Source organism: Nonomuraea sp. N2-4H, assembly GCF_045291505.1.
Taxonomy (GTDB): Bacteria; Actinomycetota; Actinomycetes; order Streptosporangiales; family Streptosporangiaceae; genus Nonomuraea; species Nonomuraea fastidiosa.
In genome coordinates this window covers 5054379-5069676 of record NZ_CP147987.1, presented here as the reverse complement: position 1 = coordinate 5069676, position 15298 = coordinate 5054379, and the positions used below count along the sequence as shown (strand labels likewise).

At 72.2% G+C, this 15298-nt stretch carries 16 protein-coding genes; 8 read left to right on the top strand and 8 right to left on the bottom strand.

Annotated features, from left to right (window positions below):
* Nucleotides 1-335: 335 nt before the first annotated feature.
* The 4 genes from WBK31_RS23355 (at nt 336) to WBK31_RS23340 (ending at nt 5512) form a co-directional block, all read left to right on the top strand.
* Nucleotides 336-1628 (top strand): tetratricopeptide repeat protein, encoded by a 1293-nt coding sequence (locus tag WBK31_RS23355; RefSeq protein ID WP_406673125.1) that lies wholly within the window; start codon nt 336-338, stop codon nt 1626-1628.
* A 387-nt stretch (nt 1629-2015) separates the two neighbouring features.
* Nucleotides 2016-2633 (top strand): copper resistance protein CopC, encoded by a 618-nt coding sequence (locus tag WBK31_RS23350; RefSeq protein ID WP_406673124.1) that lies wholly within the window; start codon nt 2016-2018, stop codon nt 2631-2633.
* Nucleotides 2630-4606 (top strand): cytochrome c oxidase assembly protein, encoded by a 1977-nt coding sequence (locus WBK31_RS23345; RefSeq protein WP_406673123.1) that lies wholly within the window; start codon nt 2630-2632, stop codon nt 4604-4606. Before WBK31_RS23350 ends, WBK31_RS23345 begins: the two co-directional genes overlap by 4 nt.
* Before the next feature lie 504 nt (nt 4607-5110).
* The gene (locus WBK31_RS23340) at nt 5111-5512 is read left to right on the top strand and encodes a sensor histidine kinase (protein ID WP_378787571.1); all 402 of its coding nucleotides are present in this window, start codon (nt 5111-5113) and stop codon (nt 5510-5512) included.
* A gap of 35 nt (nt 5513-5547) precedes the next feature.
* Here the strand turns inward: WBK31_RS23340 and map are convergent, their stop codons facing one another.
* The gene (gene map / locus WBK31_RS23335; protein WP_364055526.1) at nt 5548-6396 is read right to left on the bottom strand and encodes a type I methionyl aminopeptidase; all 849 of its coding nucleotides are present in this window, start codon (nt 6394-6396) and stop codon (nt 5548-5550) included.
* Between the two features lie 32 nt (nt 6397-6428).
* On the opposite strand from map, the gene WBK31_RS23330 reads away from it, so the two are divergent.
* Nucleotides 6429-6605 (top strand): hypothetical protein, encoded by a 177-nt coding sequence (locus WBK31_RS23330; protein ID WP_364057596.1) that lies wholly within the window; start codon nt 6429-6431, stop codon nt 6603-6605.
* Here WBK31_RS23330 and WBK31_RS23325 read toward each other — a convergent pair.
* Nucleotides 6590-6865, bottom strand: a complete 276-nt coding sequence (locus tag WBK31_RS23325; RefSeq protein WP_364055523.1) for a hypothetical protein — start codon at nt 6863-6865, stop codon at nt 6590-6592. The genes WBK31_RS23330 and WBK31_RS23325 overlap by 16 nt on opposite strands.
* A gap of 76 nt (nt 6866-6941) precedes the next feature.
* On the opposite strand from WBK31_RS23325, the gene WBK31_RS23320 reads away from it, so the two are divergent.
* Nucleotides 6942-7910, top strand: a complete 969-nt coding sequence (locus WBK31_RS23320; RefSeq protein ID WP_364055520.1) for a LysR family transcriptional regulator — start codon at nt 6942-6944, stop codon at nt 7908-7910.
* A 103-nt stretch (nt 7911-8013) separates the two neighbouring features.
* Here WBK31_RS23320 and WBK31_RS23315 read toward each other — a convergent pair whose 3' ends face one another.
* On the bottom strand, nt 8014-8592 hold the full coding sequence (locus tag WBK31_RS23315; protein WP_364055517.1) for a hypothetical protein: 579 nt from the start codon (nt 8590-8592) through the stop codon (nt 8014-8016).
* Nucleotides 8593-8764: 172 nt separating this feature from the next.
* On the opposite strand from WBK31_RS23315, the gene WBK31_RS23310 reads away from it, so the two are divergent.
* Together WBK31_RS23310 and npdG are read left to right on the top strand one after the other, a co-directional pair.
* Nucleotides 8765-9907 carry a lipase family protein gene (locus tag WBK31_RS23310; RefSeq protein WP_364055514.1) on the top strand — a complete coding sequence of 381 codons (1143 nt, stop codon included), beginning with the start codon at nt 8765-8767 and terminating at the stop codon, nt 9905-9907.
* Between the two features lie 65 nt (nt 9908-9972).
* On the top strand, nt 9973-10626 hold the full coding sequence (gene npdG, locus WBK31_RS23305) for an NADPH-dependent F420 reductase (protein ID WP_364055511.1): 654 nt from the start codon (nt 9973-9975) through the stop codon (nt 10624-10626).
* 143 nt (nt 10627-10769) lie between these two features.
* On the opposite strand, the gene WBK31_RS23300 is transcribed toward npdG, so the two are convergent.
* From WBK31_RS23300 to WBK31_RS23280, 5 genes are all read right to left on the bottom strand, one after another.
* The gene (locus WBK31_RS23300; protein WP_364055508.1) at nt 10770-11375 is read right to left on the bottom strand and encodes a response regulator transcription factor; all 606 of its coding nucleotides are present in this window, start codon (nt 11373-11375) and stop codon (nt 10770-10772) included.
* A 213-nt stretch (nt 11376-11588) separates the two neighbouring features.
* Nucleotides 11589-12701, bottom strand: a complete 1113-nt coding sequence (locus WBK31_RS23295; RefSeq protein WP_364055505.1) for a histidine kinase — start codon at nt 12699-12701, stop codon at nt 11589-11591.
* A gap of 10 nt (nt 12702-12711) precedes the next feature.
* Nucleotides 12712-13425 (bottom strand): ABC transporter permease, encoded by a 714-nt coding sequence (locus tag WBK31_RS23290; protein WP_364055502.1) that lies wholly within the window; start codon nt 13423-13425, stop codon nt 12712-12714.
* 61 nt (nt 13426-13486) lie between these two features.
* Nucleotides 13487-14404: an ABC transporter ATP-binding protein gene (locus WBK31_RS23285; protein ID WP_364055500.1), complete on the bottom strand. Its 918-nt coding sequence runs from the start codon at nt 14402-14404 to the stop codon at nt 13487-13489.
* A gap of 45 nt (nt 14405-14449) precedes the next feature.
* Nucleotides 14450-15148, bottom strand: coding sequence for an alpha/beta hydrolase (locus WBK31_RS23280; RefSeq protein WP_364055497.1), 699 nt, complete (start codon nt 15146-15148; stop codon nt 14450-14452).
* Nucleotides 15149-15298 lie beyond the last annotated feature (150 nt).

Below are 15298 nucleotides of genomic sequence, written 5' to 3'. Positions count from 1 at the left end.
AGGCCCCCCACCGGCGCGGACGAGCGTGCGCGCACCGCGGCGGGCGAGGCGAGTGCGGCGCCTTCCCTGAGCGGTGTGCCGCCTGGGCGTTCATTCCGGACGACGTCCTCGATCATCTCGTGGACGGCGACCAGGACGGTGGTCGTCGCTCAGCAGCAAGAGGACTCGGAGAGTGCGCTCGAGAGGGGAGACGCTGAGGCATTCGCGGCCGTACCATTACCCGCAAGGGCTACCGCGGTGCCGATCGCGACGGCCAGGACTGACAGGGCAATGCGCTTGCGCATGGGGGTTCTCCCTCGCCTAGGTGGGTTGCTCGGACTTCATCTTCTCAGGGAGTGGCGGTTGTGACCACATCGGATCTCGTCGGACTCCGCATCAAGACGGTTCGCCGGCAGCGCGGTCTTTCGCAGGCTCAGTTGGCACACCCCGAGTTGTCGGACAGTTACGTTTCGCTGATCGAAAGCGGTAAGCGTACTCCCACTCCTGCGGTATTGGAGTTGCTGGCCGCGAAGCTGGACTGCTCGCTGTCCTACCTGATCAACGGTGTCACCGCCGAGCAGATGGAGGACATCGAGCTCGCCCTGGGCTATGCGCGGCTGGCACTCGAAAACGGTGAGGTCGCCGAGGCCCGCACGCGTTTCGCGGAACTCCTGGAGAACAGTAACTTGTCAGGCTTGACATCGCTTCGTCAAGAAGCGGAGTTCGGCCTGGCACTCGCCACAGAGGCGGCCGGCGATCTCGGCGAGGCGATCTCCATCATGCTGCGGCTGCGCGAGGAAGAACTGCCTCAGGAGCGCGCTCTCGAAGTGGCCATCGCGCTGTGCCGGGCGTACCGCGAGAGCGAGCGGCTGCACGAGGCGGTCGAGGTCGGCGAGCAGCTGCTCATCGGCAACAACCGCGAACCCTGGTCCGACCTGCGGGTCGAGCTGGGCGCGACCCTCCTGTCCGCCTACTACGAGCGTGGCGACATGCTGCGCGCCCGGCAGTTCGCGGCCGAGCTGCTCAACGCCGCTGACGCGCTCGGCACCCCGCGCTCGATCGCGGCGGCCAACTGGAACGCCTCCTTCATCGCCCGCGCCACCGGTCACTACGACGAGGCGGTGACGTTCATCGAGCGGGCCCTGGCCGTGCAGCTCGAGCACGGGCAGCCGCGCAACACCGCGAGGATGCGGCTGCAGGCCGCGCGTACCAAGCTCAGGACCGGCGCGCAGGACCCGGCGAGCGCTCGCGACGTGCTGCGCGCGGCGATCAAGGAGTTCGAGCAGACCTCCACGAGCACCATCGACCAGGCCACCCTGTACCTCGAGCTGGCCTGCGCCGAATACATGAACAACGATCTCGACGAGGCCGCTCAGCACGCCGTCAAGTGCCGCGAGCTGCTGCCGCAGTACGGCAATGTGCTGGGCGCCGAGGCCAACCTGCTGCTCGGCCGCATCTACGGCGCCGCCGGCCGGGTCGACGAGGGCCGCGAGCACGCCGCCGCCGTCGAGCGGTGGCTGCAGCCGCTGCCCGACTCCCGCCGTTCGGCCTCCCACTGGTACGCCACCGCCGAGACCATGGAGCAGCTCGGCGACACCGACCGCGCGGTCGACGCCTACCGGCGCGCGCTCGCCTGCGCGGGCCTGTGACCGCCGCCGTCGCCTGATGTCGTGGCCGGGTGAGCACGCCCGGCCACGACCGTTCTCGCCTCCATCTCCACGCCGCGCATCCGGCGCAGCTCGGCTGGGCCCGTTCGGCGCGTCCGGAGCCCGGCCGGGTCAGCGGCGCGCCCGGAAAAGGCCGATCACTCGGCCGGAAACGCGACTCGGGGCCGACCCGAACGGCGGCTCGGGGCCGACCCGAACGGCGGCTCGGGGGCGGACCCCGAACGGCGGCTCAGCGGCCGGGCCGGAAGGTGGGGCGGCGGCGGGCCGGAAAGCGGACTGCCCGAATGTGGGCATAGGGGCGGAATTGTAGACGTGTGTTGGAGGAGTGAGGTCCAGACCGGCCGGGTGCGTCGGTAGCCTGGGGTTGTCATGAACAGATCCCCGCTCGCGGCCCTTACCGCGATTCTCGCCGCCGCCCTGTTCGTGTTCGGCACCGCCGCTCCCGCGCTGGCGCACGACAGGCTCAAGAGCAGCAACCCGGCCAAGGGCGCCGAGGTGGAGTCCCTCGACGAGGTCAGGCTCGAATTCAGCAGCAAGGTGCGCATGCCCTTCGTCAGCGTCCGCGGCGACGGAGACGCCGAGCACCAGAGCGGCGAGCCCGAGGTCGACGGCGCCGTGGTGACCCAGGCGGTCAAGGGGCCGCTGCCCGACGGCACGTACACGATCGCCTACCGGGTCGTGTCGTCCGACGGGCACCCCATCGAGGGGGAGATCCCGTTCCGGGTGAAGGGCGCGGAGAAGGCGGCCGAGGAGGCGTCACCCGGCGCCGAGCCGTCCGATGGCGCTTCCGAGACGGCCGCGCCCGCCGAGACCGCGGCCTCGCCGCCGGCCGAGCAGCCCAGTGCTTCCATCGAGGCCGGCAACGCGGCCGCCGAGCAGGACGCCCAGCAGGACGTCACGTTCCCCGTCTGGCTGATCGTCGTCATCGGCGCGCTCGTCGGCATCGGCATCGGCTTCCTCATCAGCGCGAGGAAGAAGCAGCCATGACCCGGACGGCGCGCCTCGCCCTCGTGACCGCGGCGGCCGCCGTCGCGGCCCTGGTCATCGGCATGATCGCGGGTGGCAGGGCGTTCCCCAGGATCATCCCCGGCCTGCCCGACTCCGGCGCGTTCGTCCGCTGGGGCCTGCCGGTGTCGAAGCTGCTCATGGACGCGGCCGGCGTCGTCACCGTCGGCCTGCTGCTCATGGCCGCCCTGCTGCTGCCCAACGACAAGGGCGTGCTCGGCAAGAGCGCCGTCGACTACGTCAAGGCCGGCTCGTGGGCTGCGCTGGTCTGGGCGGGAGCGGCGTTCGCCTCGATCCTGTTCGGCGCCGCCGAGAGCATCGGCCGCACCATTCCCCAGATCCTCGACCGCACGATCCTCACCAGCTACGCCACCCAGACCACGCAGGGCGTCGCGCTGACGCTCGTGGTGCTGTTCGGGGTGGCCATCGCACTGTTCTCGCGCGGCGCCATCACCGCGGGGGCCGCGGCGGGGCTGCTGGTGTTCGCGCTGGTGACGATGCTGCCCGCGCCGCTCACCGGCCACACCTCGTCCTCGCCCAACCACGACCTGGCCACCTCGTCGGTCGCGCTGCACCTGCTCTCACTCGCCCTGTGGGTCGGCGGGCTCGGCGTGCTGGCCCTCCACGCGCTGCGCAAGCAGCCGCAGCTGGAGATCGCGGCGGAGCGCTTCTCCCGGCTCGCGCTGTTCTGCTACGTCGGGGTGGGGCTCTCGGGCGTCTTCGCGCTGGTCGCCCGCCTCGGCGCGGTCTCCGACCTGTGGACCACCGAGTACGGCCTGCTCGCCCTCGCCAAGATGGTGGCCTTCGTGCTGCTGGGCTACGTCGGCTACTGGCACCGGCAGCGCACGCTCGCCGACCTCAAGGCGGACAAGCCGCGGGCGTTCACCCGGCTGGCCGGCGGTGAGGCCGTGCTCATGTTCGCCACCATCGGCGTGGCCGTGGCGCTCTCGCGTACGCCGCCGCCCGACTACAGCATCCCGGCCGACCGCGCCTACGAGCTGCTCGGCTTCCCCATGCCGCCCGAGCTGACGCTGGGCAACGTGTTCACGCTGTGGTGGTTCGACCTGTTCTTCGCCGTGGTGGCGGCGGTGCTGGCCGGTCTGTACGGGGCCGGCGTGCGCCGTCTGCGAAGGCGCGGCGACCACTGGTCGTGGGGGCGCACCGCCTCCTGGTACATCGGTGTGGCGGTGCTGGTGTTCTGCACCCAGAGCGGGCTGGCCCGCTACGCCAAGGTCATGTTCGACATGCACATGATCGAGCACATGACGCTGTCCATGGTGGTGCCGATCTTCCTGGTCCTCGGCGGGCCCGTCACCCTGGCCCTGCGCGCGCTCAAGCCCGCCGCCAGGAGGGGCGACAGAGGGCCGCGCGAATGGATCACCACGATCCTGCACAGCCGGTTCACCAAGGTCATCTCGCATCCCGTGGTCGCCACCGCGATCTTCGTCGCGTCCACGTACGCGCTCTACTTCACGCCGCTGTTCGAGTCGGCCATGAACGAGCACCTCGGCCACATCTGGATGACCCTGCACTTCCTGCTCAGCGGCTCGCTGTTCTTCTGGGTGATCATCGGCGTCGATCCGGGCCCCAGCCGCCTCCCGCACGTCGGGCGGCTGCTGATGCTGTTCGTCACCATGCCGTTCCACGCCTTCTTCGGCATCGCGCTGATGATGATGGGCACCGTGATCGCGTCCGGCTGGTACGAGCAGCTCGGCCGCACCTGGGGCGACACGCTGCTGCAGACCCAGCGCGACGGCGGCGCCATCGCGTGGGGCTTCGGCGAGATCCCGACGCTCATCGTGCTGATCGCCATCGCCGTGCAGTGGTACCAGAACGACGACCGGCAGGCCCGCCGCGCCGACCGCAAGGCCGACCGCACCGGCCAGGGCGACGCCGAGCTCGACGCCTACAACGCCTATCTCGCCCGCCTCAACCGCGCGGACAAGGGCGAGTAGGCGCACAGCCGGCCCAGTCGCGTGGCCGATCGGAGATGGCGCGCAGGCGCGCCCGGCTCAGCCGTGTGATCGGGTGAGGCGGCTGTCGGCTCTGTGCGCGAAGGTGGAGCGAGTGTGCGCGCCGGGTTTGTGGGAGGGCGCCGGGCTCAGCCGCGTGGCCGCGTTGGCGCCTGTCGGCGGTGCGCATGTGGGCGGGGCGCGTTGGCGCGGGCCGAGCCTGGGCCGGTGTGCGCGCTGATCTCAGCGTGCAGCCGATCGGATGCGGGGGAGGGACGGGGTCGGGCCGTGGCCGCGTAGCCGTTCGGACATGGGCTTCTTCCTTACCACTACACGCCCGTGGAGCGACGGGTAGCCTTTCTCCCAGGGGAGACGGGTATAACCCCGAGTGGCAGCGTGCGTGGTCTTGAGGGGGATGCGCGCCGCGTCGACGGGAGCGCCGGAGTGGGGACCGGCGTGCGGCCCGGGTGCCAAGAAAGGCGAAACCAATTGTCGGAAGAGACACGGATGCGCGGGGGGCAGAGCCTGGCGGAGGCGCTGGAAAGCTGCCTGGCCGACTGGTCGGAGCGCACCGGGATCAGGGTCGAGACCTGGGCACTGCCGGCCACAGACGTGCCGTCACGCGTGTCGAGCGGCGTCATGACCACCTTGCGGGAGGCGCTGTCCAACGTCGAGCGGCACAGCAGGGCGAGGACGGTGTCCATCGCCGTGACGGTGGGCAAGAGCGGGCTGCGCATGACGATCAGTGACGACGGCCAGGGCTTCGACCCGGCGACGCCGGGGCGCGGCATCGCCCGCATGCGGGCGGCGTTCGCCGAGGCCGGGGGAGCCTGTCGGTCAACAGCGTGCTCGGTGAGGGGACCACGGTGTCCGGGGTGGTGCCGCCGCAGCGCGGCTGACCCCGGTTGACGCGCCCGGCGGCTCGCCCCCGCGACCGGGGCGGATCAGGGCAGGGTGAGGATCTCGCTGCCGGTCTCGGTGACCACGATCGTGTGCTCGAACTGGGCCGTGCGCTTGCGGTCCTTCGTCACCGCCGTCCACTTGTCGGGCCAGATCTCGTACTCGATCGTGCCCAGCGTCAGCATCGGCTCGATGGTGAACGTCATGCCCGGCACCATTTCGACCTTCAGGTTGGGGTCGTCGTAGTGGGGCACCATGAGGCCGGAGTGGAACGTGGTGCCGATGCCGTGGCCGGTGAAGTCGCGTACGACGCCGTAGCCGAAGCGCTTGGCGTACGCCTCGATGACGCGCCCGATGACGTTGAGCTGACGGCCCGGCGCGACCGCCTTGATGGCCCGCATCATCGCCTCGCGGGTGCGCTCGACCAGCAGCCGCGACTCCTCGTCGACGTCGCCCACCAGGAACGTCGCGTCGGTGTCGCCGTGGACGCCGCCGATGTAGGCGGTGATGTCGACGTTGATGATGTCGCCGTCCTGCAGCACGGTGTCGTCGGGGATGCCGTGGCAGATCACCTCGTTGATCGAGGTGCACAGCGACTTCGGAAAGCCCCGGTAGCCCAGCGTGCTGGGGTAGGCGCCGTGGTCGAGGAGGAACTCGTGGCCGATCCTGTCGAGCTCGTCGGTGGTGACGCCCGGCCGGACGTGCTTGCCGACCTCCTCGAGAGCCTGGGCGGCGATCCTGCCCGCCACCCGCATCCGCTCGATGATCTCGGGGGTCTTCACGTCGGACTCGCCGGTCTTGGGGCGCTTTTTGCCGACGTACTCCGGCCGCTCGATGTGGGCGGGGACCTTCCGCATGGGCGAAACTCGCCCTGGCTGGAGCAGTGTCGTCATGAAACACGAGTCTACGGGGCAGAATTGACCCCGTGAGCGAAGGCCAGTGGTGGTTCTGTCTCAAGCACATGCGGGTCGAGCCCGACAAGGGTTGCCCCAATAAGGACCGGATGGGTCCGTACGCGTCGGAGGAAGAGGCGGCGGGTGCGTTGCAGCGCGCCGCCGACCGCAACAAGGCGTGGGACGAGGCCGATCAGGACGACGACTGACGTCCGGCCGTCCTCGGCAGCGCCGCCCTGGCGAGTTTGATCAGGGCGGTGACGCCGATGGCGGCCCAGATCAGGTTGAGCGCCGCGGACGGCCAGGCGGCGTAATAGGCGCTGTTGATCATCAGCCCGACGGAGCCGGCGAGGTTGATGAGCTGGTACGCCACTCCGTCGCCCGAAAGACGGGACGACGAGACGAGGGCGTAGCCCGCCAGCAGCAGGGCGGCACCCAGCCAGCCGAGGGCGTCGAGCAGGAGATCCATGGGTAACATTCTCCGGATTCGCACCCTCGCGACACAATCACCGCAACTTCCTGGTGTGCGGGCTTAGGCTGGCCGTGTGGAGATCGACCCCCGGCGCTTGCGCGTGCTCCGCGAGGTGGCCAGGCGCGGTGGCGTGCTGCGCGCCGCCCAGGCCCTGCACCTGACCTCCTCCGCCGTCTCCCAGCAGCTCGCCCAGCTCGAACGCGAGGTCGGCCTGCCCCTCATCGACCGCTCCCAGCGCAGCGTCTCGCTCACCCCGGCAGGTCGCGTGCTGGCCGGTTACGCCGAGCGGGTCGAGGAGGAGCTGACCGAGGCCAAACGCGAGCTCACCCGCTTCACCGAACGCCTGGCCGGGCCCGTGCGCATCGCCGCGTTCCCCACCGCGATCAGCCACCTGCTCGTGCCCGCGATGCGAGGGCTGGCCCGCCGCCATCCGAAGATCGCACCGGCGATCCGCGAGATCTACGGCCCGCCGGCGCTCCAGGAGCTGCGGCTCGGGTCCGTCGATCTGCTCATCACCGAGCAGGACATGGGTCTGCCCGTCCTGGCGCAGCCGTCGCTGACCAGCCGCCTGCTGTACGTCGACGCATACCGCATCGTCGTGCCGCCGTCCTGGTCCGATCCGCCGTCCACCGTCGAGGAGCTGTTGCAGCGGCCGTGGGTGGCGGCCGATCCCGGGCAGGCGTGCGGGCAGGCGCTCGACCGGCTGGCCGGGCTGCACGGCATCGAGCCGCAGAAGCCGCACGTCATCGGCGAGTGGGGGCCGGCGCTCGCGCTGGTCGCGGCCGGGCACGGGGTGGCGATCGTGCCGGAGCTGGCGCTGCTCGACGTGCCGGAGGGCGAGGTACGCGTGAGCGACATCCGCGGCATCGGGGCCCGCAGGCTCGACGTCGTCACCCGGGCGAGCCGTAGGCGGTCGGGGGAGCCCGATCCGGTGCAGGCCGTGGTGATCGAGGCGATCGAGGAAGTGACGAAGGAGCTGGCCGCCACCTTGCGTTCCCGCATCTCCGACCCTGCCGACGAGGAGGCCGCCGACCGGGCTTGACGGCCGCGCCGCACGACGGTGGCGAGGGGCCGCGAGGCGGCCGGTGTCTGCGGTGGCGGCCTGAGACGGCCGGTCTCGGTGGTGGGGGTCTTCAGGCGGGCGGTCAGTCGGTCAGGCGGGGGCCGCTGACCTTGTCGAGCAGGCGGGCGAGCCGCTCGCGCAGCCCCGGCCGCTGCCCGGCCTCGCCGGCCGCCGCGCTCACCAGGTGCTGGGCCCCGTCGAACGTCATCGGCCCCTCGCGCGGCACCTCGATCGCGTCGTGGGCCAGCCCGGCCAGCTCGCGGTCGCCGCCTTCGATCGCCAGGATCGTGGCCCCTGTGCGGCGGGCGTCGTTCACGCGCTCCAGCAGCGGCACCGGCGCCTGCTGCTCCGACAGCACGAACAGCGTCTCCCCGCGCCCGGCCTGCTCCAGGCGCTCGATTCCGACCCGCAGGTGGGGCGGCGCGTCGGGCGGCGGAGACCAGCGCAGCAGGGTCGGGGTGAGCTGGGGCAGGCCGGAGTACCTGGCCTCGTCGGCCAGATGGGCGGTCACGTGCCAGGGCTCGTCGTCGGGGGTGCCGACCACCAGCAGGCCGCCGGGCGAGCGGGTGGCGCGCAGGGCCAGGCCCAGCTCGCGGGTGCGTTCGAGCCAGCCGGTGCCGGCCAGGAGTTCGCGCAGGAGGGCCACCGATCCTGAGTCCATGCCTCCATGGTGCCTGACGGGCCCGTCGCGGGGTGGCCGCTTCCCATGTGACGCATTTACACGAAACGTATTTCTCCGTCATTTCGGGCCTTGACATGGAGTTACTCACGGGTAACGATCGGCTCGCGGCGCGCCGTCCCCCAAGCGCAGACCTCACGGAGAGGGGCGGCACATGACCTTACGTGTGCGCGTCAGCATGTCCTTGATCGTGTTATCGATCCTGTCGTTCATCGCGGCGCCCGCCCGCGCCGCGGCACCGGGAGACGTCGTCTCCGCCCAGCCCACCACCGTCTACCTGCTGCCGGGCAAGCTGCTCGAAGTCCCGGTCAACGCCTGGCACCTGCGCTACACCTCCACCTCCGCCACCGGCACGCCCAACGTCGTCTCCGGCACCCTGCTCGTGCCCAAGGCGGGCTATCCGCTCGGCCGCCGCCCGATCATCGGGTACGCCGTCGGCACCCACGGCCTCGGCGACCAGTGCGCGCCGTCCGTCAGCATGAGCCAGGGCCGCGAGGCCGAGCTGGCGCTGGTCAGCCTGTTCCTGCTGAAGGGGTACGCGGTCGCGATCACCGACTACGAGGGGCTCGGCACGCCGGGGCAGCACACGTACATGGCGGGCATCTCGCAGGGGCACGCCGTGCTCGACTCGATCAGGGCCGCCACCCGCGTGCCCGGCGCCGGGCTGTCCGACGAGGCGCCGGTCGGCATCATGGGCTACTCCCAGGGCGGCGCGTCCGCCGGGTGGGCCGCACAGCTCCAGCCGTCGTACGCGCCTGAGCTGCGGCTGCGCGGCGTCGCCGCCGGCGGGGTGCCGGCCGACCTGGGCGAGGTGGCGCGCAACCTCGACGGCGGCCCGAACTTCGGGCTGGCCGCAGCCGCCGGGATCGGCCTCGACGCCGCCTACCCCGAGCTGGACCTGGAAGCGGACCTCAACGACCGCGGACGGGAACTGCTCGCCGACGCGGCCGACGACTGCGTGAACGACCTCGGCAAGCTCGCCGGGCTCGGTTTCTCCGACATCAGCCCGATCGACCTGATGAACCAGCCCAAGTGGCAGGCCCGCCTGGCCGAGAACCGGCTCGGCGGCATGCCGCCGCGCGTGCCGATGTTCCTGTACCACGGGCGGGGCGACGAGATCATCCCGCTGTCGGTCGGGTCCACCCTGCGCTCGGAGTACTGCCGGGCAGGCGTGAACGTGCGGTGGGCGTCCCTGCCCGCGCCCGACCACGTGACGGGCGCCATCGAAGGCGGGCCGCTGGCCATCGAATGGCTGGCCCTGCGCATCCTCGGGCTGCCCGCCCACGGCAACTGCTGACCGCTGCATGCCCGTCCCGGCCCTCCTTCGCGGGGGCCGGGAACGGGCGCGACATGATCTGCGTTATGACCGACGTGAGCAAACTATCCATTGGAATCCTCGGCGGCACCGGAGACCAGGGCAAGGGTCTTGCCCGCAGGTTCGCGCTGGCCGGGCACCCCGTGTTGATCGGTTCTCGTAACGCCCAGCGCGCCCAGGAGGCGGCCGAGTCCATCGGCGCCGGCGCGAGCGGTGGCGAGAACGCCGACGTCGCCCGCCGCGCCGACATCGTGATCGTGGCGGTGCCGTACGAAGGGCATAAGGCACTGCTGGAGTCGCTGCGCGACGAGCTCGCCGGCAAGATCGTCGTCGACTGCGTCAACCCGCTCGGGTTCGACAAGAAGGGCGCCTACGCGCTGCCGGTCGAGGAGGGCAGCGCCGCCGAGCAGGCGGCCGCCGTGCTCCCTGACAGCCGGGTGGTGGCCGCGTTCCACCACGTGTCGGCCGTGGTGCTGCTCGACCCCGAGGTGGAGAAGGTCGACCTCGACGTGCTGGTGCTCGGCGACGATCGCGAGGCCACCGACACCGTCCAGGCGCTGGCCGAGGCCATCCCGGGGGTGCGCGGCGTGTACGGCGGGCGGCTGCGCAACGCCCACCAGGTCGAGGCGCTGACCGCCAACCTCATCTCCGTCAACCGCCGCTACAAGGCCCACGCCGGCATCCGCATCACTGACATCTGACCCGGCCAGGGGAGGGGCCGGGACAGGCCGCACGGCGCCGAGGTGCCGGGGCCGTCGCGGCAACGAACGGGGGGTACGCCGCGCCGCCAGGAGGCCGGCGCGGCGGTGGAGGCGCGCCAGGCCGCGAGCCCGCGGGTGGGGGGTCACAGCCAGCCGGCGTCCTGGGCGATGCGGATGGCGTCGATCTTGTTGCGGGCGCCGGTCTTGGTGATCGCGCCCGTGAGGTAGTTCCGTACGGTGCCGGCGGACAGGTGCAGGGCGGCGGCGATGTCCTCCGCCGACGCGCCCCTGGCGGCCTCCTTGAGCACGGTGGTCTCCCTCGGCGTGAGGGGGCTTTCGCCGTACTCCATGGCGGCCGAGACCAGCTCGGGATCCAGGACGCGCAGCCCGGCGGCCGTACGCCTGATCGCGTCGGCGAGGCGGTCGCCCGGGGCGTCCTTGACCAGGAACGCCTCGATGCCCGCCGCCAGCGCCCTGCGTACGTTGCCCGGCTGGCCCATGGCCGTGAGCACCAGGATCCGGCAGGACGGCAGCCGCTGCCGCAGCGTGGCGGCGGCGGTGATGCCGTCGATCACCGGCAGGTCGATGTCCACCACCGCGACGTCCGGCCGCACCCGCAGCGCCTCCGGGACGATCTCGTCGCCCCCGGTGACCTCCGAGACCACCTCGATGTCGGACTCCAGCCGCAGCAGCGCGGTGAGCGCGGCGCGGATCATGTGCATGTCCTCGGCCAGCAGCACCCTGATCACGCCTGCCCTCCTTTCCACCACCTCGTCACCTGTCGGTTCACCGCGACCCGCCCGCCGGGACCGGCCGGACGGCGTGCCCGCCTGCCGCGACCCGGCCGTGCGGCCGGCCGATGGGCGGTGGGGCGGTGTGCCCGTCCGCACCGCCCCGGCCGCGCCGACCGCGGGCGGGCGGCCGGGCGGCGGACGTTGCGCCTCGTGCGGGCGCGTGGCGGGTCACGCGCTCACCTCCATCGCCAAGACGAAACCGCCGTCCGTGCGGGTGGCGGTGCAGGTGCCGCCGGCCTGGGCGGCGCGCTCCGCGAGCCCCGTCAGACCGCCGCCCGCCGTGCCGGGTCCGGTCGTGGCAGCGGACCCGGCGGCGGTCTCCGTCGGCACGCCGTCGTTGGCGATCTCCAGGCGGACCCTCGCACCGTGTACGGACGTGGTGATCGTGCAGGTCGTGGCGCGGCTGTGGCGGAGCACGTTCGTGACGCCCTCGCGTACCGCCCACGCCAGCGCCTCCTCCGACTTCGGCGGCGGCGTCGCGTCGGCGAGGTGCACCTGCACGCTCACCCCCGACGATTCCAGCAGCGCCGCCGCACGGTCCACCTCTCCGGACAGCGACATCGCCCGGTAGCCGCGCGCCACCTGGCGGACGTCCTGGGCCGCCTCCCTGGCCACCTGCACCAGCTCGCCGACCTCGGTGCGGGCGGCGGACGGGTCGCGTTCGATGAGGCGGGCGGCCAGGTCGCCCTTGAGCGCGATGGCGGTGAGGCTGCGGCCCAGCCCGTCGTGCAGGTCGCGGGAGATCCGCAGCCGCTCCTTGAGCACGGCGGCGTCCGCCAGCTCGGCCCTGGCCTGCTGCAGCTCGGCGGTCACCCGGGTGAGCCGGACCAGCGCGTACGTCATGGCCCCCGTGGTCGGCACGGTCATGACGTAGAACGCGGTGACGACGAAGAGCCCGGCGCCGGCCCAGAGCACGCTGCCCTCGTACAGCATCATGACGACGATCAGCGCGCAGCCCCACGGCAGCGGCAGGAACACCAGCAGCGTCCCGGCCAGCAGCGGCGCCGTCACCGCCGACCAGCCGGCGGGCAGCAGCACGTCGGGCAGATAGGTGATCACGGCCTGCAGCACCAGCGGCAGCGGGTGGAGGGGCGGGCGCTCGCCGCGCAGCCCGGCCCGCATGTTCACGTAGTGCGCCGCGATCACGGCGAGCATGCAGGCGGCGGCCGACAGGCCGTACCCCACGCCCCATGGGAAGTAGGTGAGCGAGATCGCCGAGTAGGCGCAGGCGACGGCGGTGATGAGCCAGCTCGCCAACCGTTGGGCGGCGGAGTGAAGCACGCCGAAGACCTTACGACCTGCGCGGTTCCCAGCGGAACCAGAGCCGCAGCGCGACCAGCCCGAGCGCCGTCCAGGCGGCGATGCCGAGCAGCGGCACGATCAGCTCGCCGGTCCTGATGGCGTGCACGGCGGCGCTGGTCGGCAGCAGGTCCAAAGCCGCCTGCAGCCGGCCGGGCAGCGGGATCGGCCCCATCCCGCCCGTCGCGGCCGTACAGATCATGAAGACCGGCATGGTGTAGACGGAGGCCAGCTCGGCGCGGGGGACGAGCGCCGTGAACGCCGCTCCGAGCAGCGCCATCGCGGCGGACCCGGCGAGCGTCGCGACGATGAACGCCACCGGGTGGGCAGGCAGCGGGATGCCGGCGGTGAGCCGCACGGCCACCGTGCACAGCAGGACGATGACGATGGACTGCGTGGCCGCGCCGGCGATCTGGCCCGTCAGGATCTGCCAGTCGGTCAGCTCGCTCGCCCGCAGCCGCTTGAGCACGAGCCGGTCGCGGCGCGCGGTCAGCGTCACGGTGACGCTCATGAACGCGGTGATCGACAGGACCAGCGCGAGCAGGCCCTGGAAGACGTGGACGGCGTTGTCCGCAGGCGTCACCTGCCGGAGCAGGGTGGGGATGCCGATGGTCAGGCCGACCGGCGTGATCACCGACGCGAACAGGTTGACACGGTCGCTCCAGAACAGGCGGGTGCCGAGGCGGTAGGTGGCGGCCAGGCTCATCGCGACTCCTCCATGGCGGCGGTCGTGCTCATCGCGGTTCCTTCGTTGGCGGGGGCCGTGCTCATCGCGGCTGCTCCGTGCTCTCCGTGGCGGCGGTGGTGAGCGTCGCGCTCTCCATGAACAGGTCTTCCAGGGTGGCGGGGCGTACCTCCAGGCCCTCAAGGCGCAGCCCGCGCGCCGCGGCCCAGGTCAGCAGGGTCTGCGCGGCCAGGTCGGGGTCCTCGGCGCGGCAGACGGCCCGCCCGTGCTCGACCGTGACGGGCAGCGGAAGATCGCCGGGCGGTATGTGCGCGGGCATACGGAACGAGACCTTGCCGGCGTGCGCCGCCAGCGTCTCGGCCATGTCGCCGCCCGCCACGACGCGGCCGGCGTCCATGATGGCCAGCCTGGACGCCAGGCGCTGCGCCTCGTCGAGGTAGTGGGTGGTCAGCAGGATCGTGGTGCCCTGCCTGGCCAGGTCGCGGACGACGGCCCAGGTGGCGGCGCGCGCCTCGGGGTCCATACCGGCGGTGGGCTCGTCGAGGAAGAGCAGGTCGGGGCGGCCGAGCAGGGCGAGCGCCAGGTCGAGCCTGCGCTTCTCGCCGCCGGAGAGCTGGCGGACGCGGGTGCCGGCCTTGGCGGTCAGGCCCGCCAGCTCCAGCGCCTCGTCCCGGGGGCGGGGCGCGGAGGTGAAGTCGCGCCAGGTGTCGATGGTCTGGGCGACGGTCAGGTCAGGGAAGAACCCGGCCTCCTGCAGCATCACGCCGGTGCGCCCGCGTACGGCCGCGCGGTCGGCCCAGGGATCGAGGCCGAGCACGCGTACGGTGCCCGCGTCGGCCCGCTGGAAGCCGGCCAGCACCTCCACCGTGGTGGTCTTGCCCGCGCCGTTCCTGCCGAGGAGCGCGAAGATCTCCCCCTCCGCCACCTCGAACGAGATGCCCTTCACCGCCTCGAATCCCTGATGGCTCTTGCGCAGCCCGCGTACGTCGATCGCTGTCATGCGCTCCACTGTCGCGAAGCGCGGCCGCGGACGGCAGTGAAGAATTCACGACTTCCTGGACAAGCCGAGCAGCGCGCCGGCGACGCCCTCGGGGTCGATGAGCTGGTGCAGGTGGAGGCCGGGCAGCCGGGTCACGGGCCAGCCGCGCTGGGCCGCGCGCTCGGCGGCGTCCGCGTAGCCGGGGCTGAACCACAGGCACGAGCACCTGACCTCGTCCCACCCGGCGGGGACGGGGACGGGCTGGGTGTAGTAGTCGAGCGGCAGGCGGGGCTGCTCGCCGGCCACGCGGACGCGCACGGCCGGGTCGGGCAGCATGGCCACGACGTCCTCCTCGTCCCACCAGTCGGTCCAGCGCGGCAGCACGCCGTCGGGGCCGGCCAGGTCGCGCAGGAACGGCAGGAACTCCTCCTCGGCCGTCGTGATCAGCCCGTCGGCGGGCGGCACGTGCGCGTCGGCGAACACGCAGGCCACGACCCGGTCGCCGAGCCCTTCCTTGATCACGGGGAGGAAGAACCCGGCGTTGCTGTGCGCGACCAGCACGACCGGCCCTTCGGGCGCGCTCGCCGCCAGCTCGGCGCGTACGGCCTCGACCACGCGCGGCCAATAGGGGGCGCCGCCCGCGCTGATTCCGGTCAGGTCGGGCACCACGGCCGCGTGCCCGCGCCGCTCCAATGCCTCGGCCACGGGCGCCCACGTCGAGGGGCCGACGGAGGGGCTGTGCACGAGTGCGAACGTCGTCTGCATGCCCTCCACCCTCGCAGACCGCGGGAGCCCGCGCCGCCGCCGCGTCGGCGGAGGCCCAGCGCAGGCCGGGTGTTCACCGCTCGCGAAAGAGACGGCGGGCCCAGCGTGTTCCACATCTCGGTACCCGGGTCTGCCATGTGGACGGCCGAC